Genomic DNA, 25,355 nt, shown 5'->3' with positions numbered 1-25,355 from the left:
GTTAGCACCTCCCATCATTGCTTAATGACGTTCATGAACAGCCAGCCAAGGCAGCGGATCAGGTCCGACATAAGCGGCGGTCGGCCGGATAATACGGTTATTTTGCCGCTGCTCCATGATGTGTGCCGTCCAGCCCGTCAAACGGGAGATGACGAAGATCGGCGTGAACATCGGAGTAGGGATGCCCATGAAATGATAGGCGGTCGCGCTGTAGAAGTCGAGGTTTGGGAATAAGCTTTTTTCCTGACGCATCACCTGTTCAACCGCTTCCGAAACCGAATAGAGATGGCTGTCCTCCGCCCACAGCGAGAGCGTCTCCGACCATTTCTTGATGATGTCCGAACGCGGATCGGAAACGGTGTACACGCGGTGGCCGAACCCCATAATGAGCTGCTTCGCCGCCAGCCTCGCACGCGTGGCCGCTTCTGCTTCCTCCGCATTATCGAACTGGGTGATCAACTCCATGACAGCCTCATTCGCTCCGCCGTGAAGATTGCCCCGCAGCGTGCCTATTCCGGTTGCAATACAAGAGTAATAGTTCGATAGCGTAGAAGCCGTTACGCGAGCGGCAAACGTCGATGCGTTAAACTCATGCTCGGCATACAGAATAAGCGAAATATCGAATACGCGAATCGCGAGATGCTCCGCATGTTTGCCGTGAAGCAGATAAAGAAAATGCCCCGCAACTGTGTAATGATCGAGGTCGAACAGCTCTTCTTGCACCTCGCCGGTGTCCGAACTGTCCGAGCCGGGGGCATCCGAAGTGACTTCGGATTCCACTCCCTCAGCAGCTTTAACGTCAACCGAAACTTCGCTTGCCGAGGATTTCAACTGAGGCTCCTCCACCGAACCATCCCCACCAACAGCCTGCCTATGAAAATGATACCAATGCAGCAGCATCGGGCCCGTCAGAGCAATCAGCCGATCCGCAATATCGGCTGTGCCAACCGAAGTCGATTCCGGCTCCATCGTCCCGAGCGCGGTGCAGCCTACCTGCAGCACCTCCATCGGATGGGCATCAGCAGGCAAGAGCTCCAAGATGCGCTGCAGCGTCTCCGGCAGTTGGCTCGCTTCCGCCAGTTTGCGCCGATAAGCCGCAAGCTCATCGACATTCGGAAGCTTGCCGCGAATGAGCAGATAAGCCGTCTCCTCGAAGCTGCCGTGTTCTGCCAAGTCCTCGATGGAATAACCGCGGTAAGTGAGTCCAAGTCCGTTTTTGCCTACCGTACTGATTGCCGTTTCACCGGCTTCAATGCCTGCCAAACCTCCGGGCTTCTTCACGGTCATCCCTCATTCCTCCTCCGAGTTCCGTGCGGCGAACAGCGCATCCAGCTTGCGCTCATAATCGTAGTAGCCAAGATAGCGGTACAGCTCCTCGCGTGTCTGCATGCCGCCAAGCACGGAGGCTTGAGACCCTTGCTCCCGAATCGTCTGATACACCTTCAGTGCTGCCGCATTCATCGCACGGAACGCCGACAGCGGATACAGCACCAGCGATACGCCCACGGCTGCCAGCTCATCGACCGTGAAGAGCGGCGTACGCCCGAATTCCGTTACATTCGCTAGAACCGGCACCTTAACCACATCGGTGAATGCACGATACTCCTCCAAGCTGCCCGCCGCCTCCAGAAAAATCATATCTGCGCCGGCCTCCACATACGCCTGCGCCCTTGCGACTGCGCCTTCCATTCCCTCCGAAGCGAGCGCATCCGTACGTGCCATAAGCACAAAATCCGCGTCAACCTTCGCATCTGCCGCGCTTCGAATGCGATCCACCATCTCCGCTGGGCTGACGATGGCTTTGTTCGGTCGATGCCCGCAGCGCTTGGCGGCCACCTGATCCTCGATATGAATACCAGCCGCACCGGCGCGGATCATCTCGCGCACGGTGCGCGCAATGTTAAACGCCGAACCGAAGCCGGTATCGGCGTCCACAAGCAGAGGTAGATCAACAGCGCTGCTGATACGCCGCACGTCCTCAAGCACATCACCCTGCGTCGTAATGCCGAGGTCCGGCAACCCGAACGATGCGTTTGCCACTCCTGCGCCGGACACATACAGTACATGAAAACCCGCCGACTCCGCGAGCAGCGCGGCGTAAGCATTTATTACTCCTGCTACTTGAAGCGGCTTCTCCTGCTGAAGCGCTTCTCGAAGCCGAAGCCCCGGCGAGCTGCGATTCATTGAACCCATAAGCTCCCATCTCCCTTCACAACAGAGCGGCAAGCAAGCAAACCGCCAACAGATTAACTGTTATCCGTTAACTGCCCCGGAGCAGCTCCCCGGAAATCACCAACCGATGAATCTCGTTCGTACCCTCGTAAATTTGCGTTACCTTCGCATCGCGGAACAACCGCTCGGCATGCAGTTCATCTGCCAAACCACCGCCGTCGCACCACTGCAGCGTCTTCGTCGTCACATGCATCGCCGTATCGCTCGCGAACATCTTCGCCATGGACGCTTCCTTCGTGCAGCGTACGCCGCGCTGATGCATATCCGCCGCGCGGTACACGAGCAGCGCCGCCGCCTCCACCTGCGCCGCAAGCTCCCGATACTCCGCCGCGGCTCTGCTCCGTTCCCTTGGCGGCAGCGCACGCAGTTGCTGCTCGCTCAACGCCAGTGCCGCTCGCGCAATACCGAGCGCCTGCGCGCCAATGCCGATCCGCCCGCCGTTCAGCGCTGATTTGGCGATGGCGAAGCCTTGCCCTTCCTCGCCGAGGCGCTGACCTGCGGGCACGATCGCATCCTCCAGGATCAGCTCGCAGGTGTTCGATCCGTGCAGCCCCATTTTTTTCTCCTTTTTACCCACACGGAAGCCCGGCGTATCCTTCTCCACCAGAAATGCAGTAATCCCGCCTACACTGCCTTTCACGCCGTTATGCACCGATGCGAACAGCACGTACTGATCTGCCTCACCCGCATTCGTAATGAACACCTTCGTGCCGTTCAGCACGTAGTTATCCTCATGTCGGACCGCTGCCGTCCGAATCGTCGAGGCATCTGAGCCCGCGTGCGGCTCTGTTAATGCGAAAGCGCCTAACCATTCACCCGAGGCGAGCTTAGGCAGACATCGCAGCTTCTGCTCCGTAGTGCCATGGTATAGAATCGGAAGCGTTCCAACAGACGTATGCACCGACAAAATAACGCCAACCGTCGCGCTAACCCGAGCAATCTCTTCAATCGTGAGAATATAGGAGGTTAGCTCAAGCCCGCTTCCGCCCCATTCAGCCGGCACAGGCAGCCCCATCAAGCCCCTTGCGCCCATCTCCCTTACGAGCTGCGCCGGGAAGCGGTCATGCTCCTCCATTTCAGGGATGACTTTGGCTACTTCCTGCATGGCAAATTCCCGTACCCTGGCGCGCAACCGTTCTTGTTCATCCGTAAAATGCAGCAGCATGGCAGCGGTCAGCCCCCTTCGTACACGTAAAAGCCTCGCCCGCTCTTGCGCCCGAGCCAACCGGCAGCTACGTAATTGCGAAGCAGCGGACAAGGCCTGTATTTGGAATCGCCGAAGCCTTCATGCAGCGTTTCCATAATGGCGAGGCAGGTGTCCAGCCCAATCAGATCGGCCAATGCCAGCGGTCCCATCGGATGATTCATGCCAAGCTTCATCACGCCGTCGACAGCCTCAATCGAAGCCACGCCTTCATATACCGTGTACACAGCCTCGTTGATCATCGGCATCAGAACGCGGTTGGACACGAAGCCCGGAAAATCCCGCACCTCCAGCGGCGTCTTCCCCATCCTCTCTGCCAGCTTCGCTACAGCGATATAGACATCATCCGACGTCCGCAATCCACGAATGATTTCAACCAGCTTCATAACCGGTACAGGGTTCATAAAATGCATGCCGATCACCTGCTCCGGCCGCCCCGTCGCCGCTGCCAATTCTGTAAGCGACAGCGATGAGGTATTGCTAGCGAGAATCGCCCCCGACCCGCAAATGCCATCGAGCTTAGCAAGCAGAGCCTTCTTCACCGGCATGCTTTCAGTTACCGCTTCGATGACAAGATCAGCGCCGGAGGCCGCCTCCAAGTCAGCCGCTGCGGTAATCCTTCCAAGCGTCTGCAGAGCCGACCCTTCTGTAGTTCTGCCTTTCGCAACGCTGCTGGTGAGCTGCATGCCGATTTGCGCCAATGCCTTGCTGACACGAGCCGCTTCCGCATCATGCAGCAGCACTTGACAGCCTGCTTGCGCAGCAACAAGCGCAATACCGCTTCCCATCTGGCCTGCTCCGACGACCGACACATGGTGGATATCTGCCATGATTGACTACCGCCTTCCCTAAGCCCTTTTGCTCCAACCTATCCGCAGCTATCATCCACCCGAACCAACACGGCATCGCCCTGACCGCCGCCGCTGCAAATCGCTGCGATTCCTAATCCCCCGCCGCGCCGCTTCAATCCGTTAATCAGCGTCATGATAATCCGTGCGCCGCTTGCTCCGACAGGATGGCCGAGTGCGATAGCGCCGCCATGCACGTTGACCTTGTCGGCATCCCAGCCTGCCAGCTTCCCGCAGGCCAAGACAACAACCGCGAACGCTTCATTGACCTCGAAGCGGTCAATCGCATCCATCGCGAGCCCGTGCTGCTGCAGCAGCTTCTGCACGGCAAAAGCCGGCGCGATCGGATAATTGCGCGGCTCCACGCTAACCGCGGCATGACCGAGCAGCACAGCCTGCGGGGCGCAGCCTTCCTGCAGCGCCCTGCTCTTCGAGGCCACAACGAGCGCCGCCGCTCCGTCGTTGATCCCCGGGGCGTTGCCTGCCGTAATCGTGCCGGAACCTCCGGCAGCGAATACCGGCATCAGCGCAGCCAGCTTCGCTGCGCTTGTATCTCCGCGAGGCGCTTCATCCTTATCGATCGCGAATACATGACTCTTCGTCGGCACTGCACCCGGCAGCGGAACGGGAACAATTTCCGAATGAAAGTAACCCTGCAGGCTGCTCTGAACGGCACGCTCATGGCTGCGCAGCGCCCATTCATCCTGTTCCAATCGGCTGATGCCGTACTCGGCCGCAATGTTGTCGGCATAGTCACCCATATGCATATCAGCGAAAGCACAGCGTAACCCATCGCGAAGCAGTAGATCCGCTGCCCGGCCATCCCCCAGCCGCATGCCCATACGCGCTTCCGTCAAGGCATACGGGACTTGACTCATACTCTCCATGCCACCTGCGACGATCAGCTCCGCATCGCCCGCCCTAATAATCTGCGAAGCCATCGTCAGCGCCCGCATGCCCGATGCACACACTTTATTGATGGTCTCCGCCGGTACCGAATGGCTAAGTCCTGCCAGCATCGCTGCTTGCCTCGCCGGATTCTGGCCCGCTCCCGCTTGAACGGCCATCCCCATAATGACCTCATCTACCGCAGCAGGCGATATTCCTCCGCGATGCAGTGCACCTTCAATGGCAAGACCGCCAAGCTGAGTCGCCCTCATCCCCTTCAGCGCTCCGCCAAACTTGCCGAACGCCGTCCGCGCGCTCCCTACAATGACAAGCTCAGCCATGGCGTCGCCCCCTTTCCCTTCCGCCACTGCCTCTTCCTTTGGGCTGCGGCAACTTCGGACTGAGGTCCAGCCCTTTGAAGATCTGCACTGCCTTCGCATCTCGCATATACCGCTCTACCGGATATTCCTTCATGTAGCCGTAACCGCCATAGACCTGAACGGCATGGATCGTCGACGTCATCGCAGCATCCGCAGCAAAGCTGAGCGCCAGCGCAGCTTCCCAGCCTTCACCGTCCTCCGTAAGTCCCCGATCCTCCAGCCAAGCTGCTTGATACACAAGGAGCTTGGAGGCATCGGCAGCAGTCCGCATATCCGCCAGCATCCAAGCCACTGCCTGATGTTTCGCGATCGGCTTGCCGAACTGCGAACGCGCCTTGGCATAACCAAGCGCAGCTTCCGCAGCGCCTTGCGTAATACCCGCGGCAACTGCGGCAAGGCCGTAGCGCACACCTGCCGCCGCACGACCTGCAATCGCGCCGCCCTGACCGTCACGACCGATTCGCTGCTTCTTCGGCACGCGGCAATCCTGAAACTTCAAATGCGCCATACCCGCTGAGCGCAGACCAAGCTTCTTCGTGACCGGCTGAATCAGAAGGCCGGGGCTGTCTTTCTCGATGATAAAAGCGCTGTAGCGCTTGCGTCGTCCTCCCGCACTCTCTCCGGTCACCGCGTAAATGATGAAGTAATCTGCCGTCGTGCCGCCAAGGATATATTTTTGCTGACCGTTTAGGACATAACACTCCTCTTGCGCCTCATCACCCTGCGACGACTGCAATTGCGCGGAGACTCCGATTCGCAGTGTTGTCCCCGGATCTACTGCCCCCGGCAGCACACCCGTACCTATACTGATGCCCTCGATAAGTCTCCTCAGATAATGCCGCTTCAGCTCCACGCTCCCGAACCGATGCAACGGCCACGCCGATAGAAAAACATGGGCCCACAGCGCCGCGCCAAGCGACGCGCTTACTCTGGACAACTCCTCCAGCACCAGGACAAAACCGAGAAACCCGCCGCCAGCGCCCCCCTCCTCCTCGGGCCAAGGCAATGCCGTAAAACCAAGCTGCGCCATCGCGTCAAACGAACGCCTGTCGAATAATTCGGCCTCATCCAGTCCGCCTGCTTCCCGTGCCACCTCATGCTCCGCAAACCGTGCCGCCATCTCGCGAATCATCAATTGTTCTTCCGTCAGAGAGAATTTCACCTCATACGCTCCCCCTTCTTGAATCAGACAGAAGCGTTGCCTGCTATTTGGCGCTTATTACATCGTATTTTCGCCGGAGCCGATTCATGATAGAGTGGAAACAAAGGCCTTATGATTTGACCATTATGGGTTGGAGTTGATCGACGGATGATTCACAGCAATGAACTCGATAATCAAGCAATAGAAGACTCGCTATCGGCAGCGTTTCCGGATGCCTGCACGGCGGTGAAGACCGGGAATGTAGAGCTGCTCAAGCAGCTGTTGCACGCACATCCTGCTTTGGCGAACGCCAGATCGTTGCAAGGAAGAACGCTGCTGCATCATCTATGTGACTGGCCCGGCCATTATCCGAACCAGTTGGAAATCGGACAAGCTCTGCTGGATGCTGGAGCGGATGTGAATGCAAGGGCAATTGATCCGGAGCGCGGAGAAACGTCGCTGCAATGGACAGCCAGCAACGACGATGTTGCAATGGCGAATCTGCTGCTTGATGCCGGAACGCCAATTAACGGCTTGAATGATGACCGCAGACCGCTAGCGCAATCCGTTTGGTACGGCTGCACGAAGGTGACCGAGCTGCTCGTCCGCCGAGGCGCGGCGCTTGATCTTGAGCTTGCTGCTGCCGTAGGCCGAGCGGATCTGCTGGCCTCTTTCTTCGGTCCGGATGGAGAGCTTCTGCCGAGCGCCGGCAAACACCGCGAACCTGTCAACACAACGAATCCAAGCGCTCCCGAGGAGCTGCTGCAGCAGGCACTCATCTATGCCATCATTGGAGGCAGCCATGAATCCGCCTCTTATCTGCTAGACCGCGGTGCCGATGTCAACGGCATTCCTTCCGGCTTCGATCATACCGGCGCCGCTCCCTTGCACTGGGCAGCAGCGGGTACGAACACAACAATCATTCACCTGCTCGTGGAGCGAGGCGCCGATCTGAATATCAAGGATCGCCGGTATCACAGTACGCCGCTCGGATGGGCCAATCATTTCAAGCGGACCGAGCACGAGGCGCTGCTGCGCAATTTAGGCGGCTTATAAAGACAGCAAAAAGACCGAGCAGTCATCCTCTCGCATGCGAGTGGAAACCGTTCGGCCTTCTTTTTTGTCCATTACATCACTTTGGAGCTGTCATACCCATCTGTTCCCATTCTTCCTTGGAAGGGCCATACACACCTGCAACAGGCAGTCCGGCTTGGCGCATGAGAATGGTCAGTTGACCGCGGTGATGGACTTCATGCTTAATGAACTTCGACAGCGTAACACCATTTTGCCATACTTGACCGAAGAGGTTGTGGCTCTCGAGCAACTTCTCATCGGACCACTGCGATGCCGCTTCAAGAATGGATGCCGCTGTCTCGCGGTAAGTTTCTGCAATAACAGCGGCCGATTGCGGCTGTTCCTCATTAGCTGCCGGTGCCTTGAAATGAAGTCCGATCTTGACCAGCATACCTGCATCATCGTGAACCAAATGCCATGCCAGGAATCCAAGCGTTCTGCGGCCTGTCGCAATCGACTGTGCCAGCGATTCATCCGTCAGCAGGTCCAGCAGCTTCTGCGTCCCTTGCGATTCCTGCTTGTAGTCCTCAATAAAATCTTTAACTGTTCTAAACATATGTTTCGCCTCCATAACCTGCTTCAAATGACTTCTCGTATGTACTATATCGCAGGTCTGCTGACAACAGCATGTCAGTTGAGTTCAACTTTTATACATGGTTCATGCTGTCTAGCTTCTTTCGCACCATGTTCAGCTCGGGATGACTGGCGAGAATTTGCTCATACTTAGCTTTCGCCTCTGTTTGCTTGCCCGCTATTGCCGTAAGATCCGCGAGCGCAAGATCTGCTTTCCAATCCGCAATCGCAGCATCCGCCGTTACAGTTCCCCGATAAGTACGGAATGCCTCCTTCGATTCTTTGAGGCTGCGCTCTGCCTGCTGCAACAGAACTCCCGCCTGCCTCATCTGTGCTCTGGCCAAGTGGTACTTGGCATCCGGGAAGTTTGGCTGCACTTCAAGGGCACGTAAGCATACGCGTTGTGCCTGCTCATAATCCTTCGTGTTCATATAGATTTTGTTCAAATACATCAGGACATCCAGTAACCTGCCAAAATTCGGCTTACCCGGAGCAAGCCGCTCTGCCTCAAGGAATAACGCCTTCGCTTTCTCAATATCCCCTGTCGCTAGGGTTTCTCTGCCGTAATACAGATACCAGCCCGGATTGTTTGGCTCCTGCTCCACCATCAGCTTCAGCAATCGCAGGTTGCGTTCAAGCTTGTTCTGCTGCCCCATGATTGCCGGCTCATAGCCGTCATGATGAAGCCGGATACGGACCGGGCGCCTCATCATGCGGTCGTCGTACATATCTTCGCCTTCAATGACAACCTGCTCGTGAACACGCCCGTAATAATGTAAGCCGCGATTAAGCGGGAACATGCGTGGGTTCGCATAATCAGCTGATATTTTACCCTGTATCTGATTGACTTGGCATACATTAAGAACGGTGTGCGAGAAACGATCATGGAACATCGATGCCGCCATTCGGACATTGCCGATGTCCTCCGGAAACAGCCATTCATCCGCATCCACCCAGAGCACCCAATCGCTCTTGATATGCGGCAGAGCTTGATTTCGCTTCCATGCAAAATCATCATTCAGCGCAACGCTTCGTATAATCTTCACCTTCGGCAGATGCTCCACAAGCTCAATCGTGCCGTCCGTAGAATCCGAATCGATAATGAGGATTTCATCTACGGCATCCTGTAAGCTATTGACGCAGCGGACGATACAACGTGCTTCATTGCGCGTCATAATAGCCGCCGCAACGGTTACAGCTGGTTGCAGCTGCCATAATTCAGCTAAATCCACGCGCGATTCCCCCGGTGGTTTGCCCGCCAGCACCTTCTGCACCTCGCTCCCCCACTGCGCCTGCGGGTCGAGCAGATTGCCTCTCTCGAAGGCATGTCCCGCTTCTTGCGCGTAGCCTTGATGCAGCAGCGCCTCGCCAAGAAACACCCAATATTGCGCCAATAGCGGCTGATTGCGCAGACTATCGAGTGCCAGCTTTTCCGCCAGTTTGAACTTACGAGCCGTTAGCGCTTGACGAATGGCGTTCGAAGCTGACTGTTTCTTATCCGTTGCCTGTTCCAAGAGCTCATTCTCCTTCGGGTTTGATTTGAAAAGAAAAGGCCAACCAGAAATAAGTTGGCCAATGGTTAAAATCTTTTTCTAAGCGGAACCTTCCTCCGGGAAGGCGACGTTCATGTAAAGTTTAAATTCTCTGGTTATCTCTCCATCCGAAATGCTCACCGTGATGAATTCATAGTCACCTGGGTACATAGCTTCTGAATTCACATCAAAATGTAACATCGACCCATTTAGAGAAAGACTGCTATGAATAATATACTCACTGTCTACAAAATCCAGTGTCAATGTTGCTAAGTTCATACCCGTTAATAGACCTGCAAGGTCTTTATCGATACTAAAGTCGTCTAAAATATCGATGCTATCATCGAAGATGACGAATGTACGATAAGCATAGCCTGAGCCAAACGGCAGCCCATCCGATGTCATGATTTCCAGTGACTGCACACCTGCATCCAAACCTAGTACAAGCAGCTTCCCGTTCGCATAGAAAGTAGTGACACAATTGCCGTTTTCGCCACAAATGGAATCATCAGGAACTGCAATAACCGAAGTTATAGGATCTCCCTCAGCATCCGTGATTTCCAGCTCAACCGTCACGCCTTTCTTAAGCATTATCGGCGGAGCTTCTCCACCACCATCTAAAGCCGGAGCCGAATTCTCCCGAATTAAGATCGTATAGCTTTTTTCGTTTCCGTCGGCTGTACGACCCTTGACTTCAACTTCTGACACCGTCGTAAATGTCGCATCCGTCCATAGGTTCAGCCATGGATCAATCGTCCAAATACCGAGATCATAACTGCCAATGCTCTTGATCTCTGCATCGTTATAAGCGGTAACTTGGAATTCGTCGGCATTATGAAAGATGTCTTTCATGTCAATATAGGCATTGTGATCCACATAGCCCTGATTATCGTAATTATCAAAGAATTGCACGCCGAAATCTTCGACCGTAAGCCCGACATAGAGCTTAAATTCATCGGTAATCGTCAAGCCGTTGCCATCATCGGCCACGACTTCTATCGTCGAAATGTCATCTGTATCCAATCCTAGTGTCAGAAGCGTCTGTCCTTCCATATCCTCGATTGATACAACTTGAGCATTACCCGAAGTTACTTCTGCACTGTAATTAAATGAACCCGTGAAATATGAAGATAGATTGATTTCGTACTCCAGCTGATCATTTGAAAGTCCCTCATCCCAAATGCCGCTCTCTCCAAGATACACTCGTACAGGTATCGTCAGCCATGAGCTTCCGCCGGTATCGCTAGCCATCAAATCAAAGCTGACAAATCCCGGAGAGCCAAGAGATATCACCTCAAGCTCTGAACCGTGTAATCCGCCCGCAGTGCTGTATCCATTCGGTTGGAAGGTCGTGCTATAGATTACAGGCTGGCCGTCGACTTCTTTAAAGATTTTAGTTAAATCAAGCTTGGCACGCTGACCGGAGCCTAGCTCAATCGTACCTTCATTCCCAACCATTCCCGATTCCAGATCATCATCCTTGGGAGTAATGATGACTGTAATCGTTGCTTCGCTATAAGAAGTTCCGTCAAATACGCTGAAGGTAAAATGATCTTCGCCGTATTCGTCTTCATAAGGCGTATAGGTGAAATGGCCATCCGAGTCTAGCTCCAGCAATCCCTTCACTGGGGCTCCGTTCTCCGTTACCGTGAAAGTTAGAATTTGGCCTTCCGGGTCAGTGCCTGTAACTTGATCCGACAACGGAGTATCCTCATCGGTGTAAAACGTCTTTTCATCTGCAATAGGAGCGTTGTCGACCTCGTGAATCGTAATGGTAACGACTCCACTGCCGATCGATTCCAATCTGCCGTCGCTTACTTTATACATGAAAGTATCTTGGCCGCTGATTACGCCTTCATTCGGCACATATACAAATTTGCCGGTTTCGGGATTAAACTGTGTGATTGTCCCTGCACCTGGAGCTCCCTGCATTTCCACAAGGGTATACGTCAAATTATCCTGATCGTCGTCTCCGCCGACCAGCGTGCCAGGCAGCTCTTGCCCTTCATACGCGTCGAACGTCATATTAGGCGCGGTTGGCCGCACATTGACATCTTTGACCGTGATGGTTACGTTGATGGTCGCCGAATTAACCTCGCCATCATTTATACGATAAGTGAACAAATCCGAGCCAGTGTAATCTGCGTTAGGATAGTACGTGAAGCGGCTCAAATCCGAAGAGCTGCGCGACAAGTATCCATGGCTAGGGGAAGACAGGATGGTGAAACTTAGCGTGTCCTCGTCATCATCCGTACCATGAAAATAATCTGAATAGCTGTTGTCTTCATCAACCTCGAAGCTCCAATCTTCCGCCTCAGGCGCTTGATTCACATCAATAATCGTGATCTGTACCGTCTTCACGTCCGAATATTCTTTGCCGTCATAGATTCTGTACTTAAACGAATCTGATCCGCTCTTCCCTCTGTCCTGCACGTAAGTAAACTCCCCCGCACTTGGCGAATTCGGCGTAACCGTGCCATAATCCGGCCCTTCCCCTTCTTGTATGATGTATTGAAGCGTGTCTCTGTCTTCCCAATCCGCGTCCCAGCCGTTGAAGCTAACTGCCTTACTGTCACCTTCATTCACTTCAAAGCTGATATCCTGTGCTCTTGGCGCATCATTTTGAGAGGAGATGTTAATGTTTACGACCGATACATTGGAATCTTTCTGTCCATCATTAACGACGTAGGTGAACGAAGTGCCTCCATATGAGTTTGCAATAGGCTTAAAGCTGTAGCTGCCGTCTTCATTTAAACTAAACTCTTCTGATGCAGGAGGTGCCGACGTTAGCCGATAAGTCAGCACATCGCCATCCACGTCCCTCCCAGTCAATTGACCCGTTATGGATTGATCTTCAAGGATGTTGATATCCTGAAATTCCTCAAGTGTCGGCGCGTCATTCACGGCGTTGACCGTGATCGTCACCGCGACCTCATCCGAATCCTCCGCACCATCGTTCACGATATACGTGAACGAATCCGGTCCATTATAGTCCGCATCTGGCACATACGTGAACTTGTTTTGCTCTGACGAGCTTGCGATCAACTCGCCATGAATCGGACCTTTGCCCTCTACGATAATAGCTGTCAGCTCATCTTCGTCTGCATCTGTCCCGCCGAGCTGAATGGATGTCGTAGTGTCTTCGTTTAGCTCCACCACACTGAGCTCATTCGCTTCCGGCGCGTGATTTACATCGATAATCGTGATCTGTACTGTCTTCACGTCCGAATATTCTTTGCCGTCATAGATTTTGTACTTAAACGAATCTGACCCGCTCTTCCCGCCGTCTTGAACATAGGTGAACTGTCCCAGTTTTTCCGGATCCTGTGTAACCGTGCCGTATTTCGGCCCTTCGTCGTCGACGATCATGTACTGAAGCGTACTCGTCTCCCCGGGATCCGCGTCCCAGCCGTCGAAGCTAATTTCTTTACTTTCACCTTCATTCACTTCAAAGCTAAGATCCTGTGCTCTTGGCGCATCATTTTGAGCGGCGATGTTAATGTTTACGACCGATACATTCGAATCTGTCTGTCCATCATTGACGACATAGGTGAATGAAGTACTTCCATATGCGTTTGCGATAGGCTTAAAGCTGTAACTACCGTCTTCATTGAGAGTAAACGTCTCTGATGCAGGCTTCGCCGACGTCAGCCGATAAGTCAGCACATCGCCATCCACGTCGCTCCCTGTCAATTCGCCCAATATGGATTGATCTTCAAGGATATTGATATCCTGCATCGCCTCAAGTGTCGGCGCATGATTCACGGCGTTGACCGTGATCGTCACCGTGACCTCATCCGAATCCTCCGTACCATCGTTCACGATATACGTGAACGAATCCGGTCCATCATAGTCCTCAGCCGGCACGTACGTGAACTTGTTCTGCTCCAAAGAGCTTGCAATCAACTCGCCATGCGCCGGACCTTCTACGATAATAGCCGTCAACTCATCTTCGTCTGCATCTGTCCCGCCGAGCTGAATGGATGTCGTAGTACCTTCGTTTAGCTCCACAACACTGAGTTCGTTTGCCACTGGTGCTTTATTCACGGCATTGACCCTGATCGTCACCGTGACCTCTTCCGAATCTTCCGTACCATCGTTCACGATATACGTGAACGAATCGGGTCCATTGTAGGTCGCATCCGGCATGTACGTGAACTTGTTCTGCTCCGACGAACTTGCGATCAACTGGCCATGCGCCGGACCTTCTACGATAATAGCTGTCAGCTCATCTTCGTCTGCATCTGTCCCGCCGAGCTGAATGGATGTCGTAGTACCTTCGTTTAGCTCCACAACACTGAGTTCGTTTGCCACTGGCGCTTTATTCACGGCATTGACCCTGATCGTCACCGTGACCTCTTCCGAATCTTCCGTACCATCGTTCACGATATACTTGAACGAATCCGGTCCATTGTAGGTCGCATCCGGCATGTACGTGAACTTGTTCTGCTCCAAAGAGCTTGCAATCAACTCGCCATGCGCCGGACCGTCTACGATAATAGCCGTCAACTCATCTTCGTCTGCATCTGTCCCGCCGAGCTGAATGGATGTCGTAGTATCTTCATTTAGCTCCACCACACTGAGCTCATTCGCCACCGGCGCGTGATTCACTTCATTTACCGTAATGTTTACCGTGACCTCATCCGAATCCTCCGTACCATCGTTCACGATATACTTGAACGAATCCGGTCCAATATAGTCCGCATCTGGCACATACGTGAACTTGTTCTGCTCCAAAGAGCTTGCGATCAACTCGCCATGAATCGGACCTTTGCCTTCTACGATAATAGCTGTCAGCTCATCTTCGTCTGCATCCGTACCACCGAGCTGAATGGATGTCGTGGTGTTCTCATTCAGTTCCACCATACTGAGTTCGTTCGCCACCGGCGCGTGATTCACTTCATTTACCGTAATGTTTACCGTGACCTCATCCGAATCCTCCGTACCATCGTTCACGATATACTTGAATGAATCCGGTCCATTGTAGTCCTCAGCCGGCACGTACGTGAACTTGTTCTGCTCCGATGAGCTTGCGATCAACTCGCCATGAGTCGGACCTTTGCCCTCTACGATAATCGCTGTCAGCTCATCTTCGTCTTCATCCGTACCTCCGAGTTGAATGGATGTCGTAGTGTTCTCATTCAGTTCCACCACACTGAGCACGTTCGCTTCCGGCGCGTGATTCCCTGCATTTACCGTAATGTTTACGGTAACCTCATCTGAATCCTCCGTACCATCGTTCACGATATACGTGAACGAATCCGTTCCATTATAGTCCGCATCCGGCACGTACGTGAACTTGTTCTGCTCCGATGAGCTTGCGATCAACTCGCCATGAATCGGACCTTTGCCTTCTACGATAATCGCTGTCAGCTCATCTTCGTCTTCATCCGTACCTCCGAGTTGAATGGATGTCGTAGTGTTCTCATTCAGTTCCACCACGCTGAGCACGTTCGCCACCGGAGCATGATTCACCACCGGCGCAGCCCCAACCGTCACGCTAAACAGCTTCGTAGCAATCTCTTCACCATCTGTCCCATTCACGGTAACGATGAGAGGCTGAGAGCTTGGATTTATAGCGCTCAGGACTAGAGTACTAGTATCGCTATACAGATGTGCATTTACAAAAGAAGTGCTGGATGGAGGGTTAATCAGTTCGAAGGAAAGCTCATCGCCGTCTTCGTCGCTGAATAGATCGTTTAATTGAATTTCGTTGTAGGTTCCTGCTGTCATTACGATAAATGTGGTTTCAGGGGAGACGATCGGCGCATGATTCGGCGTCGGTACTGTACTTGAGACTGCGGCTTGCAGGAGTGTGCGGAAATCACCTGTGGAGTGGAATTCACCTGCGTGGCTGTTGAAATACTTAATAATATCAGCAATTCCAGCTCCATCTTGATCAGGATCGAGCGCTCCGTTAGCGCCGACCTTTAAGGAGAAACGTTCATGGATGGACATACTCTCGTTCGGCTTATGTACAATGAGATCTACCATGGTGGAGCCGGTTTTCTTGAGGTTTATGTTCAAGGTGTTGTTGCCCGTGACCTTAACGTCAGCTACGCTGCTATTCTGGACAACAACGGTATACTCTAGCGCAGCAGCCTCTTCAAAGATCGTGTTTAAAGCAATTTGAAAGTTACTTCCCGCAATTAGTTTAGAAGCATACTCATCGGCGAGTGTACTGTTGATGCTCTTGATGACGACCGGTAGATTAGTCGGCTGCGGGATAATCACCGGGCTTGCACTTGCAAATCCGGGAACCGCGAGGGCAACCGGAACGGCTAGCGCTGCTGCCGTACCGAGCATCTTAGCTGCATTCTTCACGGACTTCAGCCGCTGTTTTCTCTGTTTCTTAGTCATGAACGAACAAATCCTTCCCCTGGCATATATGAAGAGTGGAATCTATCATCGCAATAGGCATTCTATACCATTTATACTACTGCTACTATACCACGGGAGCATTCGATAGAGAATGCGAAAGTGCCATATTTTTGTCATTTTATGACGAAAAAACCGCCTGCGGGATGATTCATCTCGCGAAGCGGTTTTGGATTCCGTATTTTTACAAATTATGGTTGGTGACTGATAACAGCGGCGGAATTCTGCTTTACTTTCAGCTTAAATAATAGGGCAGATAACAGCAGCAGAGCACCGTTTATGACGAAGATATAATGGATCGGCATCATGCCGCCGAGCAAGCCTCCGATAATCGGTCCCGCCATCGTCGCAAGCTGCGAGGCGGACTGGTTCAAGCTGAACGCCCGACCTCGGAATTCCGATTCGGTATTCTGTACAATCATCGCGTTAATCGATGGATTAACGGCGGCGAAGAACAGGCCGTACCCGAACCGCAGCACGCCAAAGCCGATATAACCGGTAATGAAAACTTGCAGCAGATTGCCGATACCACCGCCGATAAGCCCAATCAGCAATACTTTCTGATAGCCGATCTTACGTCCCCATTTGCCCCATCTGGGCGCCATAATGACCGTAGCGATACCGACCGCCGAGAAAATAATACCGGAGCTTAAAGAGGCTTTCTCTCGGGAAATACCCATTTTCAACACATACAGCGTAATCAGCGGTTCCAATATCATGACCGAGAAGGTGCTGATTGCAACAAGCATCAGCAGAATCATAAACGGACGATTGGCCAGCGCATGTCTCAGATCATCTCGCACATGCGACCTGGCAGCCTTGCGATTGAAATTCTGCTCCTTCGCGAAGAAGGTTGCCACAAGGGCAGAGATCAGAACAATGGCACTGGAGAACAGGAAAGCCTCCCGATTACCGATATAGTGGCTGACTAAGCCGCCTGCGAGCGGTCCGAGTATGCTCCCTGTCGCTCCGGCCGTTGACATAATGCCAAGCGCATAGCCTGTCTTCTCTTCCGGCGTATTCGTTGCAACAAGCGCAATTGAGGCAGGCACGAAGCCGGCCAGCAGCCCTTGGAAGATACGGATAAGCAGAAACCAGTACGGATCATGGACAAAATAGTTCAATAAATAAAGTGCAGCAAGACTGAAGCCTGAGCGAATCAACATCGGCTTGCGTCCGTATTTATCGGCGAGCGAGCCCCAGAACGGGGATATCAATGCACTCGCCAGAAAGGTAATGCCAAAGGCGATCCCGGACCACGCTTCCAGATGATGCTCCACGCCAAGCTCGGTATTTAAGAAGATCGGCAGAAAAGGAATCGAGATGGAGTAGGCCATGCTGCAGAAGAAAACCCCGATCCACAGTACAACTAAGTTCCGTTCCCATGAAAAATTCATTTGCAGCCACTTCCTGACTTATTGACTTATCTGTTATCGACTTTCTCCGGATACAGATCGTGATTCATCAGACGGTATTGTGCCATTTCTTCAAATTTCGTGCCCGGACGGCCCCAGTTGGTATAAGGATCGATCGAGATGCCGCCGCGCGGCGTGAACTTGCCCCACACCTCAATGTAGCGCGGTTCCATCAGCGCAATGAGATCATTCATAATGATGTTCATGCAATCTTCGTGGAAATCGCCATGGTTACGGAAGCTGAACAGGTACAGCTTGAGCGACTTGCTCTCCACCATTTTTACATCGGGAATATACGAGATATAGATGGTGGCGAAATCGGGTTGTCCCGTAATCGGGCACAGGCTCGTAAACTCAGGACAATTGAATTTCACGAAATAATCGCGCCCGATATGTTTGTTATCGAACGACTCCAGCACCTCCGGGCTGTAGTTGAACAGATAGGACGTACCTTGATTGCCCAATTGGGTAATGCCGCCGCTTTGCAGCTCTTCTTTGGATCTTCCTGACATTTTCGAATACACTCCTTGTATTTACTTGGTTCGAGGGTTACTCTTGTTCTAGTAGCTTACACCTTATCGCAGGCTCAATTCAACCTAAGGGGATGATGCTCTTGTTAACCAGACCTTCAGCAGATGAATACGGATCACACTTCGGCACGTATATCGCAGTGACTCCGGACGGAGATTTGCTGCAGCACCTTGAGAGCAACCGCAGCCAAATGACAGCACTGTTCTCCTCGTTAACCGAGGAACAAGCGGCGTATCGATACGCGGCTGGTAAGTGGAGCCTCAAAGAAGTACTCGGCCACATCGCAGATACGGAGCGCATTATGAGTTACCGGTTACTTCGAATCGCGCGCGGGGACCGTACGCCGCTTCCCGGCTTTGATGAGAATGAATTCGTGCAAGGCGCATCGTTTGACAACAGCACGATCGCCGATCTTCTCACAGATTATTCAGCCGTCCGCGCCGCCACCGCTTCCCTGTTGCGCAGCCTAACGCCGTCGTCCTTCCTGCGAAAGGGCATCGCGAGCAACACCGATATATCCGCCAGAGCGCTCGCGTACGTCATCGTCGGCCATGAGCTGCATCATCTGAATGTCATCCGTGAACGATACTTGAATCGCTAGAAAATAACCGAGAGAGGTGCATCATATGCACCTCTCTCGCTTTGTCTTGCCACATGAAATTAGTAGCCTTCGTTAGTACCGCCGCTGACGATCGTCACGCTCGCACTTGCGCCGATGCGTGTCGCACCTGCTGCAATGAGATTGCGAACTGCTGCCAGATCACGCACGCCGCCCGAAGCTTTAACACCCATTTCCGGTCCGACTGTTTGACGCATAAGCGCGATATCTTCAACGGTCGCGCCGCCAGGACCGAAACCGGTCGAGGTTTTCACGAAACCTGCGCCGGCACGTTTGCAAATCTCGGAAGCCGTGACTTTCTCTTCATCCGTGAGCAAGCCCACTTCAAGAATAACTTTGCTGGCCGCGCGTCCTTGGCAAGCTTCGACTACGCCGCGAACATCGCGTTCCACTTCTTCGAGGCGTCCGGATTTCAGCGCGCCTATGTTAAGCACCATGTCGATTTCCGTTGCGCCATTGGCGATGGCGTCATTCGTTTCTGCTATTTTGACGAGCGAGCTTGATGCACCCAGAGGGAAGCCAATAACAGTCGTGATGCCGACCCCTGAACCTGCAAGCTGTTTCGCTGCTTCCGATACCCAGTAGGGATTCACGCAAACGGTCGCGAATTTGTACTGCTTCGCTTCTTCACAGAGCTTAGCGATTTGCGTCGCCGTCGCTTCCGGTTTCAACAACGTATGGTCAAAATAAGCCGCTAATGCTGCTCCTTGTAACTCGTTACCCATCCTATTTCCTACTCTCTGTCTGTTTTAATTAGTCCGCTCCAGCAGGTATTTGGCGGTGAATTGGTCCGTTATCAGCACATTCGTATATCTTCCGCGCAGCGCGCCGTAGATGCCGTCGACCTTGCGGATGCCGCCTGCTACCAGAATGGATTTCTCTTTCTTCTTCAGATCCTCGAGATCAATGCCGATGGTGCGCTGATTCAGCTCTTGGGAGCAGATCACGCCGTCCAGATTGAAGTATCGCGAGCAAATATCGCCTGCGCCTTTCTCGAAGATCATCCGAAGCTCGTTCTCGTTAAAATAGTTCGCTTTAATCAGGACGGAATCTTCCGTCGGCGCACCCACCGTCACAATCGCGATGTTGGCCTTCTTGCCTAGGTCCAATATATTCTGAATATGGCGATCCGTTTCTATCGTCTTCTTCACGACAGGATGATCGACGATCGCGGGCAGAGGAATGAAATACGGGACGGTATGGAGCGCTTTGCCGAACAGGTTCACAATCTCATACGCGTAGGTGTTCGTCTCGGAATGGCTGACGCCGCCGTTCAACTGTACGACCTTCACGTCCTTGACATGTTTATCCTGCAGGTTTAGCGCAACCTCATACAGCGTAGTTCCCCAAGTCGTGGCGACGATATCGCCGTCCTTGATGATTTTGTCCACGTACTTCGCCGCTGCCGGGCCTAAATACTTCTTGACCACGGCATCCTCATAATGCGGCACGTTGACGATGATGACTTTCTTGAGCCCGAACTTTCGCTCGATTTGACATGCGAGAAGGTCGTTGTTCTCCAGCGGATCGACGATGCTGATAATCACGTAGCCTTCTTCTTTAGCTTGTTGAATGAAGCGACTTACAGTCGGCCTGGATACGCCGAGCTGCTTGGCAATTTCCTGCTGGCTGTAGTCCAGTTGATAGTACATCCGGACCGCATCCAGCATTTTTCCCCTTTTATCATCTGAACGTTCTTCATGCACTGGCTCTCAACTCTCCCCTGTCAATAGCTCACTCACTGTTCATCAACGTTTGCCCGAATCGAATACCTCCCCGGCAGCCTTAGGCGCTTGTGATGTCTTGGAGAACAGAACGAGCGCGATCAAGGTAATGACATATGGGAACACCTTAAGAATAATCGGCGGAAATGAAGCAAATGCCGGAATAACCTGCGATACGTTGGCCACCGTGCTCGCAAAGCCGAAGAACAGCGTTGCAGCCAGAATGCCAATCGGACGCCATTGTCCGAAGATCAAAGCCGCGAGTGCCAAGAACCCTAGACCGGAAACCGTCCCCGTAAATTCACCGGCGATCGTAACCAGGTGGATGGCACCACCCAAACCTGCGAAAGCACCGGAGATCAGAACGCCGATATAGCGCATTTTGCGAACATTAACGCCGGCCGCCTCTGCTGCCTGCGGATATTCACCGCAAGAGCGCAATCGTAAGCCGAAAGCCGTCTTCCGCAGCACCCATGAACTGAGAACGACGACGAGCAGGATGATCCAAGTCGTCCAATATGTCTTCGTGAAGAGCAGCGGTCCAAGGATAGGAATATCCGATAGTCCCCAACCCACATTAAAAGGCGGAAACCCGCCGGCAAGGCGGATATTACCGCTGCCTGTGATGTTGCGGGAGAGGAACACCGTAAGAGCTCCGGCAATCATATTAATCGCCGTGCCGCTGATAACCTGATTTGCGTTTAGATGTATACTCGCGAAAGCATGCAGCAACGAGAAGAGCGTCCCTGCCACAATCGCCACCAGAAGTCCGATCCAGATGGATGCAATCTGATGATCAGGCCAAGCCGTCTGGAGCTTATACATCGTGAAGGCCGCTGCGAAGGAACCAATGACCATCAGCCCTTCCAAACCGATATTGACGACTCCGCTTCGTTCGCTAAACAGTCCGCCCAGCGCTGTAATGAGCAGCGGAATCGTAAACATGATCGCATACGGGAATATTTGTTGAATCGTGATCCACATGCGCTACACCTTCTCCTTTCCGCTGACCGCTGCGTTTGCAGCTGCCTCTTTGCGTTTGGACATAAATCGCGTAATCAGCTTGTCCATCAGTACGCTTGTTGCTGCGAAGTAGATAATGATCGCGATAATCGAATCCGCAATTTCCGGCGGTATTTCCGTCATCGCGTTCATGAAGCCGCGACCGGAGTACAGGAGGCCGAAGAATAGCGCGGATAACAATACGCCGATCGGAGAGTTGGCACCAAGCAGGGCAACCGCGATTCCATCGTAACCTTGCGTCGGCAATACACCGATCTGAATGTTATTACCGTTACCGGCATATTGCGCCAGTCCGCCAAGTCCCGCGAGAGCGCCGGAAATCAGCATGGACGTGATGATGCTGCGATTAACGCCAATCCCTGCATATTCAGCGGAATGACGGTTGAAGCCGACTGCTTTAAGCTCGTATCCGAGCGTTGTTTTGTTAATGATGAACGCAATGACGATCACGACAATCACCGCCAGAAACAATCCCAAATTCACATAAGAACCGCCGAACATATCGGAGAGGAAAGGTGATTTCAACGTAGCCTTATCGGCAAGTGAGCGTGATTCCGTCTCGATTTGTTCCGCTTTCAGATAAGCCGGAACCGCATAATAGATGGTCCAATAAGCAATCCAGTTCATCATGATGGTGGATACCACCTCATGTACATTGAATCTGGCCTTGAGCAGTCCCGGAATAAATGCCCAAACTGCGCCGCCCAGAATAGCGGCAAGTATCATGAGCAGTAGAAGCAGCGGTCTTGAGGTATCGATATTAAGACCCACCGCCGAGGCGCAGAAGCCGCCGAACAACATCTGTCCCGCCGCTCCGATATTAAACAGACCCGTACGGAATGCAAAAGCGACCGATAGCCCTGTAAAGATAAGCGGAGTCCCGGTTGCTAACGTGTCTCCGAAGCGCGACGGATTCTTGAGCCCGCCTTCGAAGAGGTACCTGTAACCCTCGATTGGCTGATGACCCGTCACGGCCATCAGAATTGCGCCCCCGAGCAAACCGAATATCACCGCACATAGGGATATAATGACATTCCTCATTGGTCTCCCCCATTTCCAACTCCGGCCATCATCAGGCCGATATCGTTCTCGTTTGTTTCGGACGCGTTGACGACGCCGATCAATTCTCCGTTATTGAGTACCGCAATGCGGTCTGACACGTTAAGCACCTCGTCAAGCTCCAGCGAGATGAGCAGCACCGCCTTGCCTCTGTTCCGGTGCTCAATCAATCGCTTGTGAATATATTCAATCGAGCCTACATCAAGGCCCCGCGTAGGCTGAACCGCGATCAAGAGACCCGGATCCAGTTCAATCTCACGCCCGATGATCGCCTTCTGCTGGTTACCGCCGGATAGCGAACGCGACATGGAAAGCGGACCTCTTCCTGAACGCACGTCGAAACTCTCCAATATACCGCTTGCATACTTGCGTATCGCAGCCTTATTCAAGATGCCGCGCTTAGCGAATGGCTTGCGGTTGTAAATCTGCAGGATCATATTCTCTTCAAGCGTGTAATCCAGTACTAACCCACGTTTCTGGCGATCTTCCGGAATATGGGCAATGCCCTTATGAATCCGGCCTCGAATGGATTCGCGCGTAATATCTTGACCATCCATCTCAATACGTCCGCTCTCAACCTTGCGCAAACCTGTAATCGCTTCCACCAGCTCTGTTTGCCCGTTGCCCTCTACGCCGGCAATACCGACAATTTCGCCTGCCCGAACATCGAGCGTGAAGTTTTTGAGCCCGGGTACGTTCTTATTATTATTCACGGTGAGCCCATCCAGCTTCAGGATCACTTCGCCTGGCCGACTACCTTCTTTTTCAACTTTAAACGAGACATTGCGTCCAACCATCATCTCAGCCATCTTGAGCTCGCTCGTTGTCGCGACATCAACCGTACCGATTGTTTTGCCGCGGCGGATGACCGTACACCGATTAGCTACCGCTTTAATTTCCTTCAGCTTATGCGTAATGAGAATAATGGACTTGCCCTCAGCGATCAAGCTCAGCATGATTTTGCCCAATTCTACAATTTCCTGCGGCGTCAGAACAGCTGACGGCTCATCCAGAATAAGCACTTCCGCATCCCGATACAGCATCTTCAGAATTTCCACACGCTGCTGCATGCCAACCGAAATATCCTCAATCTTCGCATGAGGATCCACATTCAAGCCATAACGCTTCGAGAGCGCCTCAATACGGCGGGCTGCTCCACTGATGTCTAACACTAAACCTTTTTCATTGCCAAGAATGATATTTTCGGTAACGGTAAAATTGCTGACCAGCTTAAAATGCTGATGAACCATGCCGATACCAAGCTTGTTTGCTACATTCGGATTGGCGATCTTAACCTGTTCGCCATTGATCTTAATCATACCGAGATCCGGCTGATACATCCCGAACAGAATACTCATAAGCGTCGACTTGCCGGCCCCGTTCTCTCCGAGCAAAGCGTGAATTTCACCCTTGCGCAGCTGGAGCGTAATATCGTCGTTAGCCACAACTCCCGGAAACTCCTTGCGAATGTTTAACATTTCCACTACAAATTCCATACGATAGGCTCCTTTACCTAATTAATCGTAAGGGTAAAGCTGATTAGGACTTTTTTAATGGTAAAAAGAGACGGAGCTTCCCGTCTCTTCTCGTAATTAAAGTTTATTGCGAAAGACTCTTACTTGATAAGCTCGCCTTTTTCAGCTGCTACTTTGATGTCGCCGCTTTTCATCTTCGCTTCAACATCATTGACTTTAGTCATTGTATCTTCGCTAAGGTTCGGATTCTCTTCCGGCAGGCCTACGCCATCGTTCTTGATGTCGAACGTCAACGTTTTGCCGCCAGGGAATGTACCCTCTTGCTCAGCTTTCATCATATCAAAGGACGCGGAGTTAACTTTCTTCATTGCGGAAGTGATGATAATGGATTTGTCTCCCTCATACACGCCGTCTTTGAATTGGTCGCCGTCAACGCCAACGATCCATACTTCTTTGCCTGCTTTAGCGCGAGTCTTAGCTTCGTTGATTGCACCAACGCCTACGCCGCCTGCTGCAGTGAAGATGACTTTAACGCCGCGGTCATACATTTGAGCTGCCAGTTGGCCGCCTGCCGCTACGTTGTCGAAACTGCCTTGGTAAACCACGTTTTCTTTTTTGATCGAAATCTTCGTGCCCAGGTTGTCGTTCGCGTATTTCACGCCTTGCTGGAAGCCCCAGTTGAACTTCTGTACAGCCGGAATTTCCATCCCGCCGATGAAGCCTGCTTCGCCTTCTTTCAATTGAAGCGCAGTAGCTACGCCAGCGATGAAGCCGGACTCATGCTCTGCGAAGAAGATCGATACTGTGTTTTCTTTCACAACCGGTGTGAAGTCGTCAGCAGTATGAGGAGCGCCGTCGATCAGAACGAATTTCGCGTCTTTATATTTATCTTGTGCCGCAAAGATCGCTGTTTCGAATTTGAAGCCCGGTGCAACAATAACTTTGAAGCCTGCATCGTACAGGTTGCCGATTTCCTTCAGGTAGTCAGCTTCAGTTGTACCAGCCGGTTTCAAGTATTTCGTTTCTACGCCAAGATCTTTCGTTGCGCGCTGCAAACCTTCCCAAGTACCTTGGTTAAACGATTTGTCATCGATCGTACCGGAATCGGTAACCATGCCCGCTTTAAAGGAAGCCTTGGTGCCTTCATTTGTACCTGCATTCTCACCTGCATTGTTAGTGTTGTTGTTCTTGCTTCCGCAACCTACGACCATTGCAAATGCCAGCATACAAATCACGATTGTTACTAAACTTTTCTTCAT

Annotated in this window: 19 protein-coding genes; 2 read left to right on the top strand and 17 right to left on the bottom strand. The window is 52.5% G+C overall.

The features are described 5' to 3' along the window. Positions 1-21: 21 nt before the first annotated feature. From AC0YNS_RS28225 to AC0YNS_RS28200, 6 genes are all read right to left on the bottom strand, one after another. Positions 22-1,287: a citrate/2-methylcitrate synthase gene (locus AC0YNS_RS28225; protein ID WP_475784253.1), complete on the bottom strand. Its 1,266-nt coding sequence runs from the start codon at positions 1,285-1,287 to the stop codon at positions 22-24. A gap of 3 nt (positions 1,288-1,290) precedes the next feature. Then, the gene (prpB, locus tag AC0YNS_RS28220; RefSeq protein WP_475784252.1) at positions 1,291-2,193 is read right to left on the bottom strand and encodes a methylisocitrate lyase; all 903 of its coding nucleotides are present in this window, start codon (positions 2,191-2,193) and stop codon (positions 1,291-1,293) included. Positions 2,194-2,260: 67 nt separating this feature from the next. Then, on the bottom strand, positions 2,261-3,397 hold the full coding sequence (locus AC0YNS_RS28215) for an acyl-CoA dehydrogenase family protein (protein ID WP_475784251.1): 1,137 nt from the start codon (positions 3,395-3,397) through the stop codon (positions 2,261-2,263). A gap of 8 nt (positions 3,398-3,405) precedes the next feature. Then, positions 3,406-4,266 carry a 3-hydroxybutyryl-CoA dehydrogenase gene (locus AC0YNS_RS28210; RefSeq protein WP_475784250.1) on the bottom strand — a complete coding sequence of 287 codons (861 nt, stop codon included), beginning with the start codon at positions 4,264-4,266 and terminating at the stop codon, positions 3,406-3,408. A gap of 38 nt (positions 4,267-4,304) precedes the next feature. After that, positions 4,305-5,513, bottom strand: a complete 1,209-nt coding sequence (locus AC0YNS_RS28205) for an acetyl-CoA C-acetyltransferase (RefSeq protein WP_475784249.1) — start codon at positions 5,511-5,513, stop codon at positions 4,305-4,307. Then, on the bottom strand, positions 5,506-6,714 hold the full coding sequence (locus tag AC0YNS_RS28200; RefSeq protein ID WP_475784248.1) for an acyl-CoA dehydrogenase family protein: 1,209 nt from the start codon (positions 6,712-6,714) through the stop codon (positions 5,506-5,508). The genes AC0YNS_RS28205 and AC0YNS_RS28200 overlap by 8 nt, the downstream gene beginning before the upstream one ends. Before the next feature lie 147 nt (positions 6,715-6,861). Here AC0YNS_RS28200 and AC0YNS_RS28195 point away from each other — a divergent pair, with 147 nt between their 5' ends. After that, positions 6,862-7,749 (top strand): ankyrin repeat domain-containing protein, encoded by an 888-nt coding sequence (locus AC0YNS_RS28195; RefSeq protein ID WP_475784247.1) that lies wholly within the window; start codon positions 6,862-6,864, stop codon positions 7,747-7,749. 76 nt (positions 7,750-7,825) lie between these two features. Here AC0YNS_RS28195 and AC0YNS_RS28190 read toward each other — a convergent pair whose 3' ends face one another. The 5 genes from AC0YNS_RS28190 to queF all read right to left on the bottom strand — a co-directional run bounded on the left by AC0YNS_RS28190 (position 7,826) and on the right by queF (position 18,177). Then, positions 7,826-8,323: a DinB family protein gene (locus tag AC0YNS_RS28190; protein WP_475784246.1), complete on the bottom strand. Its 498-nt coding sequence runs from the start codon at positions 8,321-8,323 to the stop codon at positions 7,826-7,828. A gap of 91 nt (positions 8,324-8,414) precedes the next feature. After that, positions 8,415-9,854 (bottom strand): tetratricopeptide repeat-containing glycosyltransferase family 2 protein, encoded by a 1,440-nt coding sequence (locus AC0YNS_RS28185; RefSeq protein ID WP_475784245.1) that lies wholly within the window; start codon positions 9,852-9,854, stop codon positions 8,415-8,417. A 78-nt stretch (positions 9,855-9,932) separates the two neighbouring features. Continuing rightward, a complete protein-coding gene (locus AC0YNS_RS28180; protein WP_475784244.1) occupies positions 9,933-16,232 on the bottom strand; it encodes an Ig-like domain-containing protein in 6,300 nt (2,099 codons plus the stop codon). A 209-nt stretch (positions 16,233-16,441) separates the two neighbouring features. Further along, positions 16,442-17,647, bottom strand: coding sequence for an MFS transporter (locus AC0YNS_RS28175; protein WP_475784243.1), 1,206 nt, complete (start codon positions 17,645-17,647; stop codon positions 16,442-16,444). A 26-nt stretch (positions 17,648-17,673) separates the two neighbouring features. Further along, positions 17,674-18,177 (bottom strand): preQ(1) synthase, encoded by a 504-nt coding sequence (gene queF, locus AC0YNS_RS28170; RefSeq protein ID WP_475784242.1) that lies wholly within the window; start codon positions 18,175-18,177, stop codon positions 17,674-17,676. Positions 18,178-18,278: 101 nt separating this feature from the next. Here queF and AC0YNS_RS28165 point away from each other — a divergent pair, with 101 nt between their 5' ends. Continuing rightward, the gene (locus AC0YNS_RS28165) at positions 18,279-18,797 is read left to right on the top strand and encodes a DinB family protein (RefSeq protein WP_475784241.1); all 519 of its coding nucleotides are present in this window, start codon (positions 18,279-18,281) and stop codon (positions 18,795-18,797) included. A 59-nt stretch (positions 18,798-18,856) separates the two neighbouring features. Here the strand turns inward: AC0YNS_RS28165 and deoC are convergent, their stop codons facing one another. The 6 genes from deoC to AC0YNS_RS28135 form a co-directional block, all read right to left on the bottom strand. Beyond that, positions 18,857-19,540 (bottom strand): deoxyribose-phosphate aldolase, encoded by a 684-nt coding sequence (gene deoC, locus AC0YNS_RS28160; RefSeq protein ID WP_475784240.1) that lies wholly within the window; start codon positions 19,538-19,540, stop codon positions 18,857-18,859. A 24-nt stretch (positions 19,541-19,564) separates the two neighbouring features. Next, positions 19,565-20,485 (bottom strand): sugar-binding transcriptional regulator, encoded by a 921-nt coding sequence (locus AC0YNS_RS28155; RefSeq protein WP_475784347.1) that lies wholly within the window; start codon positions 20,483-20,485, stop codon positions 19,565-19,567. Between the two features lie 78 nt (positions 20,486-20,563). Then, positions 20,564-21,523: an ABC transporter permease gene (locus AC0YNS_RS28150; RefSeq protein ID WP_475784239.1), complete on the bottom strand. Its 960-nt coding sequence runs from the start codon at positions 21,521-21,523 to the stop codon at positions 20,564-20,566. A gap of 3 nt (positions 21,524-21,526) precedes the next feature. Next, the gene (locus tag AC0YNS_RS28145) at positions 21,527-22,603 is read right to left on the bottom strand and encodes an ABC transporter permease (RefSeq protein ID WP_475784238.1); all 1,077 of its coding nucleotides are present in this window, start codon (positions 22,601-22,603) and stop codon (positions 21,527-21,529) included. Beyond that, a complete protein-coding gene (locus AC0YNS_RS28140) occupies positions 22,600-24,117 on the bottom strand; it encodes an ABC transporter ATP-binding protein (protein WP_475784237.1) in 1,518 nt (505 codons plus the stop codon). Before AC0YNS_RS28140 ends, AC0YNS_RS28145 begins: the two co-directional genes overlap by 4 nt. 119 nt (positions 24,118-24,236) lie before the next feature. Next, complete coding sequence (locus tag AC0YNS_RS28135; protein WP_475784236.1) at positions 24,237-25,355, bottom strand: BMP family lipoprotein; 1,119 nt, start codon at positions 25,353-25,355, stop codon at positions 24,237-24,239.

The sequence above is a fragment of the Paenibacillus sp. J22FR21 genome, from assembly GCF_056269135.1.
The sequence above is the reverse complement of the archived record's forward strand: the minus strand, read 5'-3'. Positions and strand labels throughout refer to the sequence as shown.